General features: G+C 66.8%; 14 protein-coding genes. 5 read left to right on the forward strand and 9 right to left on the reverse strand.

What is annotated here, in order from left to right; genetic code table 11:
• Positions 1 to 24: 24 nt before the first annotated feature.
• From AAF430_21485 to AAF430_21500, 4 genes are all read right to left on the reverse strand, one after another.
• The gene (locus AAF430_21485) at positions 25 to 486 is read right to left on the reverse strand and encodes a cupin domain-containing protein (GenBank protein ID MEM7412820.1); all 462 of its coding nucleotides are present in this window, start codon (positions 484 to 486) and stop codon (positions 25 to 27) included.
• Between the two features lie 73 nt (positions 487 to 559).
• Positions 560 to 2,359, reverse strand: coding sequence for an NAD(P)/FAD-dependent oxidoreductase (locus tag AAF430_21490; protein ID MEM7412821.1), 1,800 nt, complete (start codon positions 2,357 to 2,359; stop codon positions 560 to 562).
• 31 nt (positions 2,360 to 2,390) lie between these two features.
• Positions 2,391 to 3,032, reverse strand: coding sequence for a TetR/AcrR family transcriptional regulator (locus AAF430_21495; protein ID MEM7412822.1), 642 nt, complete (start codon positions 3,030 to 3,032; stop codon positions 2,391 to 2,393).
• Between the two features lie 205 nt (positions 3,033 to 3,237).
• Positions 3,238 to 4,536, reverse strand: a complete 1,299-nt coding sequence (locus AAF430_21500) for a Glu/Leu/Phe/Val dehydrogenase (GenBank protein MEM7412823.1) — start codon at positions 4,534 to 4,536, stop codon at positions 3,238 to 3,240.
• Positions 4,537 to 4,630: 94 nt separating this feature from the next.
• On the opposite strand from AAF430_21500, the gene AAF430_21505 reads away from it, so the two are divergent.
• Positions 4,631 to 5,044: a cytidine deaminase gene (locus AAF430_21505; GenBank protein MEM7412824.1), complete on the forward strand. Its 414-nt coding sequence runs from the start codon at positions 4,631 to 4,633 to the stop codon at positions 5,042 to 5,044.
• A 42-nt stretch (positions 5,045 to 5,086) separates the two neighbouring features.
• On the opposite strand, the gene AAF430_21510 is transcribed toward AAF430_21505, so the two are convergent.
• The 3 genes from AAF430_21510 to AAF430_21520 all read right to left on the reverse strand — a co-directional run bounded on the left by AAF430_21510 (position 5,087) and on the right by AAF430_21520 (position 7,795).
• Positions 5,087 to 6,202, reverse strand: a complete 1,116-nt coding sequence (locus AAF430_21510; protein ID MEM7412825.1) for an alpha/beta hydrolase — start codon at positions 6,200 to 6,202, stop codon at positions 5,087 to 5,089.
• On the reverse strand, positions 6,100 to 6,657 hold the full coding sequence (locus tag AAF430_21515; GenBank protein ID MEM7412826.1) for an SRPBCC family protein: 558 nt from the start codon (positions 6,655 to 6,657) through the stop codon (positions 6,100 to 6,102). Before AAF430_21515 ends, AAF430_21510 begins: the two co-directional genes overlap by 103 nt.
• Positions 6,658 to 6,895: 238 nt before the next feature.
• Positions 6,896 to 7,795, reverse strand: coding sequence for a LysR family transcriptional regulator (locus AAF430_21520; protein ID MEM7412827.1), 900 nt, complete (start codon positions 7,793 to 7,795; stop codon positions 6,896 to 6,898).
• A 142-nt stretch (positions 7,796 to 7,937) separates the two neighbouring features.
• On the opposite strand from AAF430_21520, the gene AAF430_21525 reads away from it, so the two are divergent.
• The 4 genes from AAF430_21525 (at position 7,938) to AAF430_21540 (ending at position 15,340) form a co-directional block, all read left to right on the forward strand.
• Entirely contained in the window at positions 7,938 to 8,879 is a 942-nt protein-coding gene (locus tag AAF430_21525; GenBank protein ID MEM7412828.1) for a pyridoxamine 5'-phosphate oxidase family protein, read from the forward strand.
• 60 nt (positions 8,880 to 8,939) lie between these two features.
• On the forward strand, positions 8,940 to 12,203 hold the full coding sequence (locus tag AAF430_21530; protein ID MEM7412829.1) for a calcium-binding protein: 3,264 nt from the start codon (positions 8,940 to 8,942) through the stop codon (positions 12,201 to 12,203).
• A gap of 102 nt (positions 12,204 to 12,305) precedes the next feature.
• Entirely contained in the window at positions 12,306 to 14,036 is a 1,731-nt protein-coding gene (locus tag AAF430_21535) for a type I secretion system permease/ATPase (protein MEM7412830.1), read from the forward strand.
• Entirely contained in the window at positions 14,033 to 15,340 is a 1,308-nt protein-coding gene (locus tag AAF430_21540; GenBank protein MEM7412831.1) for an HlyD family type I secretion periplasmic adaptor subunit, read from the forward strand. The genes AAF430_21535 and AAF430_21540 overlap by 4 nt, the downstream gene beginning before the upstream one ends.
• A 516-nt stretch (positions 15,341 to 15,856) precedes the next feature.
• On the opposite strand, the gene AAF430_21545 is transcribed toward AAF430_21540, so the two are convergent.
• Positions 15,857 to 16,387: a hypothetical protein gene (locus tag AAF430_21545; protein MEM7412832.1), complete on the reverse strand. Its 531-nt coding sequence runs from the start codon at positions 16,385 to 16,387 to the stop codon at positions 15,857 to 15,859.
• A 3-nt stretch (positions 16,388 to 16,390) separates the two neighbouring features.
• Complete coding sequence (locus AAF430_21550) at positions 16,391 to 19,261, reverse strand: hypothetical protein (GenBank protein MEM7412833.1); 2,871 nt, start codon at positions 19,259 to 19,261, stop codon at positions 16,391 to 16,393.
• Positions 19,262 to 19,263: the final 2 nt, after the last annotated feature.

A 19,263-nucleotide genomic window follows, 5' to 3' on the forward strand; every position in this document is an offset into this window, starting at 1 on the left:
TGGGAGATGCGGCGGGCTGCGCGTTCAGCGCGTGCCGAGGGTCGGCGTCGTGGCCATCTCGGCGACGGTCGCTGCGTCCAGGACGTTCATGTCCTTGTCGAGGGTCTCGAAGACGGGCCCGTCCCCGGCGTAGAGTGAGAAGAAGACGAGGGCGCCCTCGGGGCCGCCGTGTTCCATGTGGGCTTCGCCGCCGGGGCTCATCAGGTAGGTGCCCGCCGGGCGCACCTTGTGCTCGCCGTGGCTCCCGTCGTCATGGACCTCGATCACGTGCTGTTCCCCCTCGAGCACGAGAATCGCGGTGTCGGCGACATGGCGGTGGAAGTGGCAGTACGAATTCGGCGGCCACTTCACGATCAGGTCGAGGCGGCCGGTCTCGGGATCGGCCCCGAGGACCGACATCCAGTACTTGCAGGGGTAGTCCTGGGTCGGATCGTCGATCTCGGTCCAATCGATCTTGTCACAGTCGAACTGGTAGGCGGGGTTCATGGTCGAGCTCCTTGTGAACCGACTCCCGTGTGCGGATGAGCGCACCCGGTGGGACGAGTCGGCGTTCGTGTGTCTAGCGTCGTTCGATTCCCTCGAACTCTCCGGCCTCGCGCCAGGCCTCGAGTCGTTCGGCAAACTCGGTGGGGCCGCCGAAGAAGAAACCGCCCTGACGGCTCCGCGCATCCGCGCTGCCCTCGTTGTTGTAGTAGCCGGGCGTGCAGTTCTCGGAGAACTCGGTGGTCTGCCCACCGCGCGCGACGATCTCGTCCACCCAGGCGGCCTCGGCCTCGGCGGTCACTTCGAGCCGCTTCCAGCCGGCGCCCTGGGCGCGCTCGATGATCCAAGCGATGTGCTGGGCCTGGAGGTCGAAGGTGTAGGGGAAGTTCACGGTGAACCCCGACTGGGCGATGCTCATCATGAAGCAATTCGGGAAGCCGTGGATGTGGATTCCGTGGAGGGTGCGCACGCCGTCGGCCCAGGCGTCGGTGAGCGCGCGCCCTTCGCGCCCCAGGACGGCGTAGCCCGAGCGGCTCGAGAAGTCCGTGCCAACCTCGAAGCCGGTGGCGAAGATCAGGCAGTCGAGCTCGTACAGGGCGCCGTTGGCGACGACTCCCTTCGGCGTGATGCGCTCGACCCCTTGGCCGAGTGTGTCGACGAGCGTGACGTTCGGGCGGTTGAATGTCTGCAGGTAGCCGTCGTGGAAGCAGGGTCGCTTGCAGAACTGGCGATACCACGGCTTCAACGCTTCGGCGGCCTGGGGATCGTCGACCAGGGAGTCGACGCGCGCCCGGATCTCTTCCATCTGCATGAAGTCGGCGAGTTCGGCCATCTCTGCGATGGCTTCGGGGGAGGCATCGGGGTTCGTCTGGCCGAGCATCAGGTTCAGGATCTTCCGGACCACTTCGGTCCAGCCGTCGTCGACGAGGTCTTCCTCGGCGTAGCCGCCGGCCGTCAGCGTCTGGAAGTTGTCGATGCGCGTCTCTTGCCAGCCGGGTTCGAGGTTCTTCCACCAATCGGGGTCGGTGGCGCGGTTCGCGCGCACACCGATCGAGGAAGGCGTCCGCTGGAACACGAAGAGTTCGCCCGCGCTCTCGCCCAGGTAGGGAATGCACTGCACCGCGGTCGCGCCCGTTCCGATGATGCCGACGCGTTTGTCGCGGAGACCCTCGAGGTTCCCGTCCGCGTCACCGCCGGTGTAGCCGTAGTCCCAACGGCTCGTGTGGAAGCTCTTGCCTTCGAAACTGTCCAAGCCGGGGACGCCGGGTAGCTTCGGCTTTTGCAGGTAGCCGTTCGCCAGGCAGACGAAGCGTGCGCGCATGCGATCGCCGCGGTTCGTCTCGATCGTCCAGCGCGCCGTGCTCTCGTCCCAGCGGACCTCGGTCACCTCGGTCTGGAAGCAGGCGTCGCGGTAGAGGTCGTACTTCTGGGCGATCGCGCGGCAGTGCTCGAAGATCTCGGCGCCACGGCTGTACTTCTCGGCAGGCACCGTGCCGATCTCTTCGAGCATCGGCAGGTAGACGTAGGACTCGACATCGCACGCCAGACCCGGATAGCGGTTCCAGTACCAGGTACCACCGAAGTCGCCGCCCTTCTCGATGACACGGACGCCTTCCACGCCGAGCTGGCGGAGTCGCGCGCCGGTCAGCAGCCCCGAGAAGCCACCGCCGATGATCGCGACGTCGATCTCGTCGGTGAGGGGCTCGCGCGTGAAGCCCGGCTCGACCCAAGGGTCGTGCTCGAAGTGGTCGAGCTGGCCCTTCATCTCGACGTACTGCCCGAGCCCGTCGGTGCGCAGCCGCTTGTCGCGCTCCTCGCGGTACTTCGCGCGCAGTGCGTCGGGATCGAAGCCGAGCTCTTCTCTTCGGTCGGTCATCGGGCCGCTCCCCTGTTCTCGTGGGCCGGGCTCATCGCGCACCCAGGCCGTCACGCAATAGGTCGAGGAAGGAGTCGACGACCTCCTCGTCGCTCAGACTCGCGTCGCTGTCGACGAGCTGTTCGAGCGAGTGTCGGGCTCCGACGATGAAGTTCGCCTTGCGCGCGATCTCGCCCGCATCCATCGGGCGCAGGGACCCTTCGGCGATCCCTGCGCGAATGCGCTCGGCCATGCGCTCCGTCCAGAGCGCCGCGCCCCGACGATAGAGCTCGGGTTCGTGGAGCTTGATCTCGTCGGCGAGTCGCACATAGGCCGGGTTGCGACGCACGTGGGCCACATAGGCGAGCAGCACGGCCCGCTCGCGGGCGAAGTAGTCACCGGCGCTCTGGGCCTCGGCGGCTTGGACGCGAGCCTGGTAATCCGTCATGAGCTGGCGCATCAGCTCGCGGATCAGCTCCGCGCGTGACCCGAAGTGGTAGTTCAGGCTGCCGATGGCGACGCCGGCGCGCGCCGCGATCCGCGCCACCGATGTCTTCTGGAAGCCCGACTCGCCGGCCTCCTCGAGGGCGGCCGCCAGGATGCGTTCCCGGGTAGTCCGCGACTTCGCGTACCCCGAAGTCGGGGCTTCGGCTTCGACGGTCTCGGACGGGGGCAGAGACGAGGCTTGGCTCACGGGTGAATATTGAACCGATTTTCAAAATCTTGCAAGAAAGAAACGGGCCCTGGCTCCCAAGGGTCGGAAAAGACGAGCCAGGTCGAGGGCTTGCTCGAGAGGCCCGGGTTCCAGAGTGGGCCCGGCGGACGCCACGCCGCCCCGATTCGAGGCGTCCGCGACCGCGATCGTGGTGCTCCTCGCGGTCGCGGCGCGGCTCGACTTCTCACGGGAACACGCCGCGCCGGCGTTTCGCCTCGGCCACCCTGCCAATGCCGAGCATCATGGCGGCCGTGCGCAGATCGACCCCTTCGCTCTTCGATCGCTCCAACACGCTGTGGAAGGCGCGCTGCATGAGCGTGATCAGGCGGTCGTTCACCTCCTCCTCGCTCCAGAAGAACTGCTGCACCCCCTGAACCCATTCGAAGTAGGAAACCGTGACACCGCCGGCGTTGGCGAGGATGTCGGGCACCATCATCACGCCGCGTGCGTTCAGGATGGCTTCGGCTTCGAGACTCGTCGGGCCATTCGCGGCTTCGACGACGGCCCGACACCGCAGCCGGTCGGCGTTCTGTTCGGTGATCTGGTTCTGCACGGCGGCGGGGATCAGGATCTCGCACGGCAGCTCGAGCAGCGCGTCGTTGTCGATCGGCTCTGCGCCCGGGAAGCCCTCCAGGTACTGGTGCTCTTCCACCCAGCGTTCCACTTGCTCGATGTCCAGACCCGCCTCGCGAACCAGACCCCCTTTGACGTCGGAGATCCCGATGATGGTTGCGCCGAGGTGCCACGCGATGCGAGCGGCGGCGCGTCCGACCTGGCCGAACCCCTGGATCACCACCCGTGCACCCTCGAGCGGAATCGAGAGCGCTCGACACGTCTCGACCACGCAGCTCACGACCCCTCGGCCCGTCGCCTCGGCTCGCCCATGGGAGCCCCCCACCTCGATGGGCTTGCCGGTCACGACGCCCGGCACCGCGTGCCCTTTCTGTTGGGAGTAGGTGTCGAGGATCCACGCCATCGTCTGCTGGTCGGTGCCGAGGTCCGGGGCGGGGATGTCGCGATCGGGACCGATCATGTCGATGATCTCGGACGTGTAGCGACGCGTGATGCGCTGGAGCTCGGTCCGCGAGAGATCGCGCGGATTGATGCGCACCCCGCCCTTCGCCCCGCCGAAGGGCAGCCCCATCAGGCCACACTTCCAGGTCATCCACATGGCAAGTGCCGTGACCTGCCCGAGTCCGACGTCGAGGTCGTACCGAAGACCTCCCTTCGTCGGACCCATGGTGAGCAGGTGTTGCACCCGGTACCCGTACACCGTCTCGACGGTGTCGTAGTTGTCGCGTCGGAACGGGAACGAGACGACCAGGGCTCGCTGGGGCGAGCGCAGTCGCTCCCAGATGTTGTCGTCGAGCTGCATGCGCCCCGCGGTGCGATCGAGCTGGGCGACCGCGAGGTCGTGCATGCCCGAGGCCCATTCCGCCGGGGGGTTGGGTGCCGTCGCCGTGCGGTCTGCCGTCTCGTCCATGTCCCCTCCTTGTGTGTTCGGGAGCATGCCGCACCGGGCCAGACGAGAGGATGGGTGTGTCGCCACTCTCTCCCGCTCGGATAGGGTCGGTTCGATGCAATTCGACGATCCGCGCGCAGCCGGAGCACTCGAGGACGCCGAGCACGCACGCCAGCGTGCCTACGCACCCTATTCGCGCTTCAAGATGGGCGCCGCGGTGGTGACCGAGCGGAACGAGGTCGTTCCCGGGGCCCTGGTCGAGAACGTGTCGCTCGGGCTCGCCATGTGCGCGGAGCGGACCGCGTTGTTCTCGGTCGTCGCGCAGGGGCTCGGCCGGCCGGAGGTCTTGGCGCTGGCGGCGCCCCGCACCTCGGGCGAACTCACCTGGCCCTGCGGCGCGTGTCTCCAGGTGGGCCTCGAGCTCGGCGGTCGAGACCTGCTCATTCTCGTTTCGGATGGCAAGGGAACCTCGGCGCAGGCCCGGCTCCACGAGCTGGCCGTGCAGTTGCCCTTCAAGGGAGCGCGCTAGCCGCGCTGCGCAGCGCCGATTCGCGGGTCCGGCCGGGGGTTCCTAGAGCGCCGGCGCGGGCGTCTCGCGCACCGAGAGCAGGGGGGCGTCCTTTCCGATCCAGCGGTCGAGGAAGGCGATCGCTTGCCGTTCCTGATCGGTTCCGAAGAGCCACGTGCTGAAATGTCCGAAGAACCCGAGGTCGAGCTGACTGGGGACGCCCTCACGGGCAAAGGCCTGCTGCAGGCGACGCGACTGGTCCGCCGGGATGAAGAGGTCGAAGCGTCCGTGGTAGAGGAACGCCGGGGGATCGTCGGGCGTGACGAACGAGACCGGGGAGGCCGCAGCCGCGAGGTCGGGCAGTTCGTCGGCAGACCCACCGAGTAGCTGGGGCACGACCGGGTTGGGTCCGAGGTTCGAGAGATCGGTGGGGGAACCTCCGGCAACCAGGGCCTGCACTTCGCTGGAGACACCCGGGAATGCGGTCGGGCCTTCGAGGCCGTCTTCCGGATCGCTCGTCGCGAGCAAGGCCGCCAGGTGTCCACCCGATGAGTACCCGAAGGCCGCAACGCGCCGCTCGTCGATGCCCAGCTCCTCGGCGTGCACGCGCATCCACCGCACGACTTCCTTCAGGTCGTGGAGCTGCGCCGGGAAGCGATGCGTGGGCGCCAATCGATAGCGCGGCGCGACCGCTACGTAGCCGGCCTCGGCCAGACGACGCGCAAGACGCCCGACGTTCGACTTGTCGCCGCTGACCCAGCCTCCGGGGTGCACCACCACCACCGCGGGACGGTCGCGGCCGGGAAGGCGGTACACGTCCGCGCGGAGCGCACCCCCCTGGCGTACGGCGAAGACGAGGTCGCGCTCGACGATCAACGTTTGGCGCGTCGTCTCGGGTAGCGCGGCACAGCCCGCGAGGAACGGGAGGGCGCCGAGCAGGAGCCACCGCGAGCGCGCCGCGCGCGTTGCACGGCCAGCTTCGCTTCGTGCAAAGCCGAGGGCGGTGGCGATGACGCGCAAGCCCGTGACGGCCAGCGTCGACAGGGCGGTCGGCGGCTGAGAAGAAGAAGTGGCGTTCATGAGGAGCTCGCCGCCCGCTTCGGGCCCGGCGAAGCGGGGCGCCGCTTCGTGTTCGTCGTTCGTTTCACACGCGAAGCGCGCTTCGCTATCGAAACGCATCGCGGCCCGGACTCCCGTGCGTCGACGTTTGCCCACCGTTCGCGCAGTCCGCGCACCGCGAGCCGACCGACGCGCTGGAACAAGACCTGGAGCACCGGCTCGGCCAGTTGCCGAATGCCCAGGAGCTCGACCTGCGCCTCATAGGTGACGCGGGTGCCATCGGGTCTCGCGACGAAGGTGATCTCGTCGATCGAGCGAAGGGAGGCGTCGCCGCCGGTCAGCACGAGCCGGGACGGTCGTTCGTACTCGGTGATCTCGTACTCGAACGGAACCCGGCGCCCGAGGAACGAGACGGTCACCTCGAAGCGGCTGCCTTTTCGGACCTTGCCACGGGTGATGCGCCGCGCCCGGGCGACCCCCGGGTCCCATTCGGCGGTCTTGCTGAAGTCGGCCAGGTAGTCGAAGGCCTCTTCGATCGGGATGGGAAGATCGATCGCGTCGACGTATCGGGCCATGTTCGGCACCTCCCGCTGGGCTGAGCCCCTACGCTAGGCAGCCTGCGGGTTTCGTCCATTTTTCCCCGGAGCGCTCGAGCCAGGCTCCCGAGCGGCGATCGGCTCTTCGAGAGAAGACGCAGCGGAGCCGGCCAGTTGAGCGTGGAGGTGCGAGGTCCGCTCCGATCCCCTGCCCTCGGATCGCTGGCCACCGCGCCCTCACGGGCCGGCCGGAGCCGGGCGGACCAGAGCGAGGTGACTAGACGGACACCTGTCGCGACCGAAGCTGCTCTCGCATCCACTCCAGAAACACCCGCACGCGCGCCGTGACGAGACGCGATCCGGGATACACGAGGCTGACCGGTCGCGGCGTGGGTTCGAAGTCGGCGAGCACCACCTCCAGGTCGCCCGATCGCACCATGGGGGCGGCCTGGTAGCCGAGGAGGAGGCAGAAGCCGAGGCCTTGCGCGCACGCTTCGGCGGCGACGAGCGCTTGATTGCAGGTGAACGCCGCCGGAGGTTGGACCGTCGCATCGTCTCCCTCGGCATCGAAGTGCCAGGTGCCGCTCGCTGTCAGCGGCTTGAAGTCGATGCTCGGACGCGTCTCGAGGTCCGCAGGCCGCAGCGGGGTTCCGACCTCTTCGAGCAGGCCTGGGCTCGCGCATACGACGCGCCGCATCCGCGCGACCGGGACCGCGATCATCGAGGAGTCGGCGAGGCTGCCGATCCGCACGGCGACGTCCACCGATTCCTCGACGAGATCGACCACGCCGTCGCTGAGCACGACGTCCACTTGAACGTTCGGGTACCGCTTTGCGAACTCGGCGACGAGAGGCGCCACGTGCCAGCTGCCGAAGACGACCGGGGCGGTGACGCGGAGCTGACCTCGCGGTTCGGCGGCCGCGTCGGTGAGCGCGGCCTCTGCTTCATCGAGGTCCGCGAGGATGCGGCGGCAGGCTTCGAGGAAGGTCCTGCCTTCTCCGGTCAGGGCGTGCCGGCGGGTCGTCCGCTGGATCAGCCGGACCCCGAGCTCGCTCTCGAGCTGGGCCAGGCCCCGAACCACCGTCGTCTGGGACCGCCCGAGCGATCGGGCCGCCGCGGTGAGACTGCCCTGATCGACGACCTCCACGAAGGTCTGCATCGCCGCGAGCTTGTCCATTTCGTCCGAGACCCCAAAAACGATTCATGCGATTAGCGCAGTAATCATATCCATACATGCTCGTTTATATCCACATACGAGACCGATAAGTTGCTCCACAGCTGCTCACCGGATTCTGGTGGGAGTGACCTCGGAGCGTGTCATGGACGGTCGAAATCTCTTTCATCTCGGGGAGTTCGAGACCCAGCGGGCGCTCGGTACGAGGTCGGAGGCGTCCTCCCGCGCGCGCGAGATGTTCCGCGCCTCCCTCACCCGCGCCCAGGCCGCGTTCCTCGGCCGGGTCTCCTTTCTCGCGGTGGCCGCACGCGACGCCGCCGACCGACCCTGGGCCACGCTCGTCTTCGGCAAACCTGGCTTCGCCTTCACGACGGCCCCGGACGCGCTCGCGGTGACGACGCACCGCGACCCCCGTGATCCGGCCTATCGAACGCTGAGCTCCTCCGGTGATGTCGGGCTCCTCGCGATCGATCCCCGCAGTGGCCGACGGCTGCGGGTCAACGGTCTCGCCCGCGCCACGGAAGTCGGCTTCGACGTGGCGATCACCCAGGTGTTCCCGAACTGTCCGCGCTTCGTCTCATTGCGCGAACTCTGGGCGAGCCCGTCGCTCGCGCCTGGCGTGCACGCTGTCACCGATCTTCACGACCCCGCGATCGCGTGGATCGCTTCGGCGCGCTCGTTCTTCCTCGCGACCGGGTATGGCGCGTGTGATGCCGGAGCCCCCTACGGCATGGACGTGTCTCATCGCGGTGGCGAGCGGGGTTTCGTTCGCATCGAAGGTCCGCGCGATCTGAGCTTCCCGGACTACACGGGGAACGATCTCTTCTCTTCGATCGGAAACCTGGTCAAGGACCCAATGGCAGGGTTGGTGTTCGTGTCGCTCGAGACGGGCGATCTCGTGCAGCTCAGCGGAACGGCGGCGATCGAATGGCGCGCTGCCTCTGCTCCGAGCGACGGAGCAACGCGCCGAATCCGTATCCATATCGACAACTTCGTGTGTCGCCCCGGTGTGATCGCCCGGGTGCGAATGAAGGGTGCGTCGATGAAATCGACGAACTACGCAAAAAAGTTTGTCACCGAACGGTGACTCAGAACGTAAGCAGCAAAACAACCACAACGCGGGCATTCAACCGCTGGAGCAGAAACCATGTCTCGAAGAAACCGAACGAACATTCCCGACGGAACCAACATCACGGTCACCACGAGTCGACGCGGGGAGCAGATCCGCGTCGACAAGGGTGATCGCGTCGAAGTCGACGGCGCACCCGCCGTCGTCCTCGACGACGATCGGAGCTCGCTCCGCAACGAGGGAACAATCGCGACGACGGGTGACACGGAGACGGTGCGTGTCGACGCGGATCGCGTCGCCGTGAAGAACACGTCACATGGCGCGATCGAGGCCGAGGACACGGCCGTCGAGATCACCGGCGAGCGCGCCTTCGTCGCGAACGACGGGCGCCTCGAGGGTGATGTCAACGGCGTGAACTTCGTCAACGGTGGCGAGTCCTCCGGGACGCTCGTGAATCGCGGTGTCATCGAGAGCGACAGTCGCGCCGTGAACATCGGCGGCGAGAACATCCTCGTCGTGAATCAGGGCGACATCATCGGTACCGGAGATCAGCGCAACGGCACCATCTACTCCGACGCGAGCGCCGAGCGCTACGCCATCGTGAACGACCACGGCGCCACGATCGACGCCGGGGAAGGCAATCAGGGCGCGGGCATCGCTCTCCAGACGGGCGACGAAGACGGCGAGAGCGTGCGCGCATCGATCGTCAACCGCGGCGAGATCGACGGTCGCGGGCAGGCCGCTTCCAACGTGGGGCTTGCTGGCGACGGGATCCGCATCTTCTCGGGCACACCCGGCGGTGAGGACGAGAGCTTCCGCGGCAACCTCGTGAACTCGGGTCGCATCTCCTCGGAGAGCAACCAGGGCACGACGGCGGGCGTGCGCGTCGCCGACGGCGTCGGGTTCGACGGCACGATCGCCAATCAGCACGGCGGTGTGATCGAGGGGGCCAACAACGGCCTCTACTTCGGCAACGCCGAGCACGATGCGCGTGTGCTGAACGACGGGACGATCCAGTCGGACTCGCGGGCCGTCAACATCGACGGCACCGGCGTCGACCTGGTGAACCGCGGCGAGATCCTCGGCACGGGCAACCAGCGCAACGGCACGATCTACTCGGACGCCACCGCGGACGACTACTCGATCGTGAACGAGCGCCACGCGACCGTGGACGCCGGAGAAGGCAACCAGGGCGCCGGGATCGCGCTTCAGACCGGGGACGTCGACGGCGACACGGTCGAGGCTTCGATCGTGAACCGCGGAGAGATCGACGGTCGCGGCCAGGCCGCTTCGAACGTCGGCCTTGCGGGCGATGGTGTCCGGATCTTCTCGGGCACGCCGGGAGGTGAAAACGAGACCTTCGAGGGTCACCTCGTGAACTCGGGTCGCATCTCCTCGGAGAGCAACCAGGGCACGACCGCGGGCGTGCGCGTCGCCGATGGCGTCGGCTTCGACGGCACGATCGCCAATCAGCGCGGCGGTCTCATCGAGGGCGCGAACAACGGTCTCTACTTCGGCAACGCCGAGCACGACGCGCGCGTCGTGAACGACGGGACGATCCAGTCGGATTCGCGGGCCGTCAACATCGACGGCACCGGCGTCGACCTGGTGAACCGCGGTGACATCCTCGGCACGGACAACCAGCGCAACGGCACGATCTATTCGGACGCGACGGCGGACGACTACTCGATCCGGAACGAGCGCCGCGGGGACGTGGATGCCGGCGAAGGGAACCAGGGCGCGGGAATCGCATTGCAGACCGGCGACGTCGATGGCGACACGGTGCATGCGCAGATCGTGAACCGCGGCGAGATCGACGGCCGGGGGCAGGGGGCCGCGGACAGCGGACTCGCCGGCGACGGGATTCGCATCTTCTCGGGCACGCCCGGGGGAGAAGACGAGACCTTCGAGGGCTATCTGATCAACTCGGGCCGCATCTCCTCGGAGAGCACCCAGGGGCCGACCTCCGGGGTGCGGATCGCGAACGGCGTCGGCTTCGACGGCACGATCGCGAACCGGCGCGGTGGCTTGATCGAAGGGGCCAACAACGGCCTCTACTTCGGTGATGCCGCCCACGACGCCCGGGTGATCAACGACGGCACGATCCGTTCGGACTCCCGCGCCGTGAACATCGACGGCTCGGGCGTCGAGCTCGTGAACCGGGGCGACATCGTCGGCACCGGGAATCAGCGCAACGGCACGATCTACTCCGACGCAACCGCCGAGGACTACCAGGTCGTGAACGAGCGCCGGGGGCTGGTGGACGCGGGCCATGGCAACGACGGCGCGGGGATCTCGCTCCAGACGGGGGACGAGAACGGCGACATCGTCTCGGCTTCGGTCCGGAACTCGGGCCGCATCGTCGGGCGCGGGGACGGCGAAGGGAACCTCGAGGGCGACGGCGTCCGGATCTTCTCGGGCGCGAGCGAGGCACCCGATGGCGTGATCTTCCAGGGGGATCTGGAGAACTACCGCGACATCCTCGGCTCGGATGACGCCATCGACATCCGCGCGGGCGTGACCCTCGACGGCGACATCGTGAATACGGGTCGTCTGGTGGGCGACGACACGGGCATCGAGATCACGGGAGCCGTGGACGGAGTGATTCGCAACCACGGCATCATCGCGGGCGGCCGCGCCGCCATCGATGCCTCCGAGGCCGAAGCCGGAGTCGAGGTCCTGAACCGGGGTCGGATCGACGGCGACGCCCTGCTCAGTGCCTTCGACGACGTCTTCGTGAACGACGGTTTCGGCCGCATCCACGGCGACGTCCTCGGCGGTGCGGGCGACGACCGCATCGAGGGGGGGCGCTTCGGCGACCGTCTCTTCGGAGGCGCCGGAAACGACGAGCTCCGCGGAGGCGGCGGCGACGACTTCCTGCAGGGAGGCGGTGGCAGCGACCTGACCGACGGCGGCTCGGGGAACGACACCGCGTCGTTCGCCGACATCGGGAGCAGCGTCACGGCGGACCTCTCGGAAGGAGAGGCGAGCTACGCGGCACCGAACGGCAACACGGTGACGGACCAGCTGGTCTCCATCGAGAACCTGGTCGGCTCGAGCAACGCCGACTCTCTGGCAGGCGACGAAGGGAACAACGTGCTCACCGGCGGTGACGGGGAAGACACCTTCGTCTTCCGGGCCAACGCCGGCCGAGACGTGGTGACCGACTTCGAGGAGGGAGACCGCCTCGACGTGAGTGACCTGTTCGACTCCGCGGAGGACGCGTTGACAGCGGCGCGTCAGGTTGGCGCCAACACGGTCGTGGACCTGGGGTCCGGCGACCGTGTCACGCTCGTCGGCGTGCAGGCTGACGACCTCGACGCGGACGTGTTCCTCGTCTAGCGGAGGCCCCGGGGTGGAGGGGCTTCGGCAGCCCCTCCACCCCACTCGCCGGATCTTCCGCGATTCACTCGACGGCCCGGCCAAGAGAAAAGGAACCACCCGATGAACGCCAAAGACGCTTCTCTCGGAGCGATGCTCCGCGACGCCAGGCCGGCCCTCCTGGGCGTGGCCGCCTTCAGCTGCGTCGTGAACGTCCTGATGCTCGCGAGCCCGCTGTACATGATGCAGCTCTACGATCGGGTCCTCCCGAGTCAGAGCGTTCCGACGCTGATCGCGTTGTCTCTCTTGCTCGTGGGCGTCGTCGCCGTGGTCGGCGTCTTCGAGTTCCTGCGATCCCGTGTGATGGTGCGGTTGGGACTCGGCCTGGACCAGCGCGTGGCGAGCCGCGTCTTCGAGGAGATCGTCGAGCGCGAGCCGCGGTCGGGGGCGCAGCATCGCGACCTGCCCCTACAGGACCTCGCACAGCTTCGCGGGTTTCTGACCGGGCCCGGCCTCTTCACCTTCTTCGACGCGCCCTGGGTCCCTATCTACCTATTGGTGATCACGCTCCTGCATCCGCTTCTCGGCGCGATCGCGCTCGCCGGCGCGGTCTGGCTCTTCGGGTTGGCGCTCGCGAGCGAGCGATGGACGCGGAAGCCCCTCGAAGCCGCGGCCGAAGCACAGGATCGCGAGTCCGCGTGGGTCGAGAGCGTACGGCGCGGCGCGGACACCCTGATCGCGATGGGCATGACCTCCGGCGCGAAGACGCGCTGGCACCGCGAGCGCGAGGAGACCCTGCAAGGGCAGGCGTTCGCGTCGGATCGCGCAGGTCTGCTCGCCGCGGTCTCGCGCTCGTCTCGTCTGCTGCTGCAGTCCGCCATGTTGGGGACCGGGGCGGCGCTGGCGATCCAGGGCAGCGTCAGCGCGGGCGCCATGGTGGCCGGTTCGATCCTGCTGGGTCGAGCGCTGTCTCCCGTCGAGCAGGCGATCGCGCACTGGAAGAGTTTCCTTGCGGCGCGCCGAGCGCATCGCCGGTTGGCGGCCCTCGTCGGCGAGGCCGCCGAAGAGAACGGCGCGCTGCGACTGCCTGCACCGTCGGGGCATCTCGCGGTCGAAGGCGTCACTGCCGGACCGCCGGGTGCGCGCCGCGCGACCCTGAAGCAGGTGCGGTTCGCACTCGAGAAGGGAGAGGTGCTCGGGATCATCGGCAAGAGCGGGGCCGGGAAGTCCACGCTCGCGAAGATCCTGGCGGGTATCTGGACACCGCAGCAAGGTGAGGTCCGCCTGGACGAGACCTCGCTCGCCCACTGGCACCCCGACGACGTATCCCGCGCGGTGGGGTACCTCCCGCAGCAGATCGAGCTCTTCGAAGGCACGGTGCGCGACAACATTGCGCGCCTCGACCCCGACGCGCGCGACGAGGAGATCCTGCGGGCCGCAAAGCTGGCCGGCGCTCACGAGCTGATCGCTCACCTCCCCGACGGCTACGAGACCGAGATCGGCCGAGACGGAATGAGCCTCTCGGGAGGACAGCGACAGCGCATCGCGCTCGCGCGCGCCCTCTATGGCTCCCCCTCAGTCGTGATCCTCGATGAGCCGAACTCGAGCCTCGACGCCGAGGGCGACCGCGCCCTGACGCGCGCCATCGAGGCGCTCAAGGAACAGGGCAGCACCGTCGTCGTGATCGCACACCGCCCCAGCGCGGTGGCTGCGGTCGACCGCGTGCTCGTGTTGGAGAGCGGCAAGGTGGCCGCATTCGGACCGCGGGACGAGATCATGAGCCCGCGCGGCGCCAAGGCTTCCACGGTCCGAACTCGATCGAACGTCCGCCAGCTGGAGAGGGCCCAGGCATGAACGCAGAGAACTCGGATCGGATCGAGGTCTCGACGGACACGAAGCCGTACGTGAAGGGCGGCCTGCTGGGTCTGCTCGGACTCGCGGCAGCGTTCATCGGCTGGGCGACGCTCGCCGAGCTCGACGGCGCCGTCATCGCGCCGGGGAAGGTGGCCGTGGAGGGCAGCCGGAAGACGGTGCAAGCCACGGGCAGCGGCGTGGTGAGCGAACTGCTCGTTCGCGACGGCGAGCACGTCACAGAGGGTCAGGTGCTCGTGCGTATCGACCACACGGTCAGTCGCGCCGTCCACGAGAACGCGCGCGCGCGCTTCGAAGCACTGCTCGCAGCCCAGAGTCGACTCGACGCGGAGCGCTCGGACGCCACCACGATCACATTCGGAGAGGAGCTATCGAGTGGCGAGCCCAGCGCACAGCGCGCGATCGAGACGGAGGAGGCGCGATTCCATGCGCGGCGCGAGGAGCGTCGGGCGGCCCACCGGGCGATCGAGGCGCGGATTCCACGACTCGAAGCGACCCGAGGCGGTCACCGGGCGCGCTGGGAAGCGGCCCGCATCGAAGCGAGCGCGGTGCAGGAAGATCTCGAGAGTGCCCGGGCGCTGTTCGATCGCGGCTATCTCTCGAAGACCCGGCTGCGCGCCCTCGAGCGAGACCACGCGCGTGCCAGAGGCCAGGCCGCGAGCAGCCTCGCCGAGGCGAACAGCACCGCGCAGGAGATCGAGGAAGCGCGCCTGGAGCTGGCCCACGCCGAAAGCCAGTGGCGCGAGCGGGTGACCAGCGAGCTCGAGACGACGCGGCGGGCGCTCCTCGACGCGCGACGGGCGCTGGTCGAGGCCGAGCGCGGTCTCCACTACACCGCCGTGCGCGCCCCGACCACGGGCCATGTCTTCGGACTCGCCGTCCACACGGAGGGGGGCGTGGTGCGCGAAGGGCAGGAGCTGCTTCAGATCGTGCCCGACGAGGCTCCGTTGATCGTCGAAGCGCGGATCCCGGTGCACGAAGTCGATCGCATCTCCCAGGGACAGTCGGCGCGCGTGCAGTTGACCGCGTTCGATGTGGAGACGGTCGCGCCGGTCGAGGGCACGGTCGAGTCGATCTCGGCAGACCGTGTCGAGGATCCCGCGCTTCGCACGGGCTTCTACGTCGCTCGCATCCGCATCGAACACGCGGTGGCGAACCTGTCGAGTGTCGAACTCCGCGCGGGCATGCCCGCGGAAACCTGGATTCGGACCGGGCAGAAGAGCGCGGTTCGATACCTGATGGAGCCGCTCACGAGCAGCTGGGAACGGGCCTTCACCGACGGGTAGTGGAGTCACTCGGGCCCGTTCGCACGAACTCCGCGTGCTAAACGGTTGGGAACGGTAGAGGACCATGCAGTCGCCCTCGTCTGCGACTGATGTCGCCAGGAAGCTGCGTCGGCTTGCCGCGAGCGCGGGGTCCGTGGCGTGCGAGGAGCAAGGCGCTCGACTGCTGCTGGGTGTGGGCGATCTACTGGAGCTGCCGATCGCGTTCTGGGTCGGCCGGCTGTCCCGCCGGAGTCGAGAAGACGAGCGCGCGACCATCGCGTCCTTGTGTCGGCCGGAGACGAGAATGGCCGAGAACTGGGATCGCCATTGTGTCGCGGCCGATGTAAGTACGAGGCACCGCAGGAGCTCTTCGGGGGCTTTCAAAAAGAAGAGATCGATCAGTCCAATGGCTTACCGGCCGGGTGGTCAACGCCTTCCCTTCTCGCTGATCCCACCTCGACGTAGTGCGATCTCGGGCAGCGCTCGGATCACCCAGACCGGCCCAGAGCCGTGGTTATCTTGAGCGTAGAACCGACGCTACGCACAGATCGCAACGTGCGTCGTTGCGGCAACCTCAACATCAGACAACCAAACTCGCCCATCGTTCCGAAGCCGATAGATCTGCTCGATGAACTCGTGGAACCCAAACGAGCGGTGTACCAGCGACCAAACCTGAGCCGCCGTGGGGTCGCGGTCGTCGCTAGACGCAGCGATGGTCGCCTCCAAGATCGCGTCACAAACGGACTCGGTTCGAGCAGAAGCGCCGCGACTCGACCCCACTCGCACATCGGTCTGACCGCGGAGGGCGCGATTCGAGGGGTGCGGAGGCTGAAGCACTCTCATGACTACGTCTCGCATCATCGCAAAGACCTCTTCCTCATGAGAGCTTCTCTCATCAAGAAGTGCCCGCATCTCCGAAAGCGCAACGGCCGCTTTCTGGTTGAGCCAGAACCCACAGACCAACGAAAGCACGCCAACCAGCAAGGCGACTGCACCCACTACTAACCCTAGAAAGCTCGAGAGGCCTCCCCAGATCGAAACAGTCTCGACGTTCAGAAATTCAGCCAAGGTTCACCTCCTGACCTTTGATCCCGTGTGCACTGGCAGCAGCCCTGCGCTGCACGCTAGGTCCTTCAAGTCGTCGCCGAGGGCTTCGAGCTGCTCACGCCCAAAACGCCGCTCAATAAGTCGGCGAGCATGTAGCGCCGCCCCCTCGGCAATCGCCTTGTTCGCGGGCGACGCACTTGAAGCGATCGCGGTCGCTTCGATCGCCTCGCGGAGACTCTTGCCGGCCTCATCGATCGAGAGTTCGATGCTGCCCAGCGTTCCCCGCGCTCTGGCAGAGTCAATCAACGTATGAATCCGATCTCTGGGGGCGTCGATACGGCTGAACAGCCTTCCCGCTCTCCTCAACGATCTCTTCGCGTGCCTAAGGTGCTCCGACGTCTGGGTCATCTCGCCGAGCGCCAACTGACACTGACCCATGAGGTGAATCGACCGCGCCAGCTCAAGGGGACGTCTTCGGACACCAAAGCCCTCTACGGCCTTGTTCGTGTAGGTAATCCCAGCTCGATACGCGAAGACGTCGGCTCCCGTCTCTCCGACTGCGAACTCCACGCGCGCCAGGCCAAGAATGGCAAGTGCCCATCGCGCCGACTGTCCAGCCCTTCCAGACCTGGACAACGCCCTGGCGAGTTCCTGTCGTGCATGCGCAAAGCACTCTCGCTCGTCAGAGACCAGTCCAATCAGCCGGTACACATCGCCGGCAACGAGATCACACGCGATAGAAATGCCGGGGCTCTCTTCGGCGCTGACGAGGCCCCGTGCTCGCTCGACGAATGAGAGAGCTCTTTCCGCCATTCTAGTAGTCGCATCTGCAAGCTTCGCATCCGGCTCCTTGCGAGTCGCCCACGGGCTCCGCATGGCACCGCGAGACAGACGGCCAAAGGAGTCAGTCATCGCGAGCTCCCATTGAAGCTGCATCGCTCGAGCAGACCGGACGAAGCAATCCGCTGCGAAATCGGTCTCGCCAGTCTCGAGGAACTTGTTGCCCGCTGTCACCAAGAGCCGGTCGGCAGGACCTAGATGATCGGCATCTCCGGTGAGTTCTCCGAGCGAGACCCGGGTGGAACCAAGTTCGCGCAACGCCATCGGTGTGGGCGCTTCGATGGCGCTAAGTGTCTCAAGGCACCACTCGTTAAGTTGCAGTGCTCCTTCAAGCATTGCGCGGTTTCCGCATCGCCAACCCTCGGCGCGAGCGGCTCGTCCGAGCGCTAGAGCGCGTTGGCTCCACAGCCGCGGTTGGAGATTCCGATCTGTGTTGCGTTCGGCGGTGCGAAGGTCCGCGATCAGGCTCGTACGCTCACTCCGCGCGACCACAGAGTTTCCACGTCTCTTCTTCGGCTGCGTCCGCGATTTCGCCCGCTCGTCCAAGAACAGCGCGATCGCCGAAGGGATCCGAAGCGCTGTCGGCTCGTCGAGTCGGATTGGGGAGCTCCGGGTCGGTGACATGCTGGCAGGGATCGCCAGCGCGAGTCCGGCTCGCTTAGCCACTTCTGATTCCATGAAGGTCGCGCCGGCCGAATCCGAGACCTCTCTGTACACCGACTCCATGAGTAGACACTCAGACAACCGGGAGCCTCCGTCCTCTGAATAGATGCGCTGCGAGAGAGCGGCCGCTACCGGGTCGAACGCCTCACCGGTTCGCTCCAGAGCAGTTCGCACCTTGAACAGCAACAGCCGAAAGAGGCAAGACGCGAGCAATGACGCCATGGACTCTCCAGCGTTGCACTCACGAACTAGCGCGAATACATCCTTTGTCTCTTCGACGTCGCTGAGGATCTTGGCAGCTATTCCTTCGGAGATCGGTCTGTCCGCATCGGTTGCTCGCGACCAGCACAAGGAGAACGAGTCGTGTGCAGATGAGAAGATGCGTTCGATCCGATCGGCGCGATCTACTCCCGAACCGCGCGAGTCGTAGTTTGCCTCGATCAGGCCAACGCGAAGTTGAGCGTGCGTCTGTCCTAGAGCCCAGAGCGCAGCATGGGCGTGTTCGGGAAGCGTTCGTTTGCGTGCCGCGGCGGAACAGACAGAAGCCGCAAGGTCTACGACGTTGGGACGCGGACTGTCGGTCATGAACGACAGAGCGAGCGCCAAGTGAAACGTGTCGGATTCTACGAACGAATGCTCGAGAAGCGACGCGTACCAATTCTTGAACAGCGCTTCGAGGTCCGCGAACCCAGCCACTTGACCTCCGATCCTGGAAATCACTCGGGCTTGTCGGAGGGGGTCACCATGGATCGCCGGGCTTGCTGTGGACGGAAGCCCCTCGCTGATTCCCGCGAGTACGGCCTTCACGATACGCGCTCGTTCCACCGCGTCAGAAAGTTGGTCGATCGCGAGAGACACCACCATTTCAGGCGCGCACCCTGCGATGAGGGCCGAGGATGTGTCATCGAATGGCGAGGCGAGGGCCGCGGAGATGGACGCGGCGAGGTTGTGTTCGCTTGAAGCCGTGCGGTCCTCGATACGGAGTTCATGGAGGAGGCTCTGGCGGGACTGATAGATCGCGTTGAGCCAGGGAGCGTTTGAGGCGAACGAGTCTGAGAAAACGCCCGTAGCGCGAATCTGCGTAAGGCCCGCTTGCTCCTCACACAATCTCCCAAGTGCGGCGGCAAGCGCTTGCTCGGGGGCTCGTGTCGTCGACACGAGCGCCGCAACCGGCTTCCGAGGGAGCCAAGCTACGTCGCTCACCCGTAGATGCGTAGGCCTGTCCGTTCCACTGTCGACGTGGACGTCGGATGGGCGCACCAGAGGAAGCGTGTCCATCGGGGCCACTGCGACAAGGCTGCGGTCCGCCACGTCCGCAATGATGACCCATCGGATCAAGTCTTCTGAGCGGGAGAGGCGAAGGATACGTCCGAACACGGTTGATGTGGTCATGG

The sequence above is a fragment of the Myxococcota bacterium genome, from assembly GCA_039030075.1.
GTDB lineage: Bacteria > Myxococcota_A > UBA9160 > UBA9160 > SMWR01 > JAHEJV01.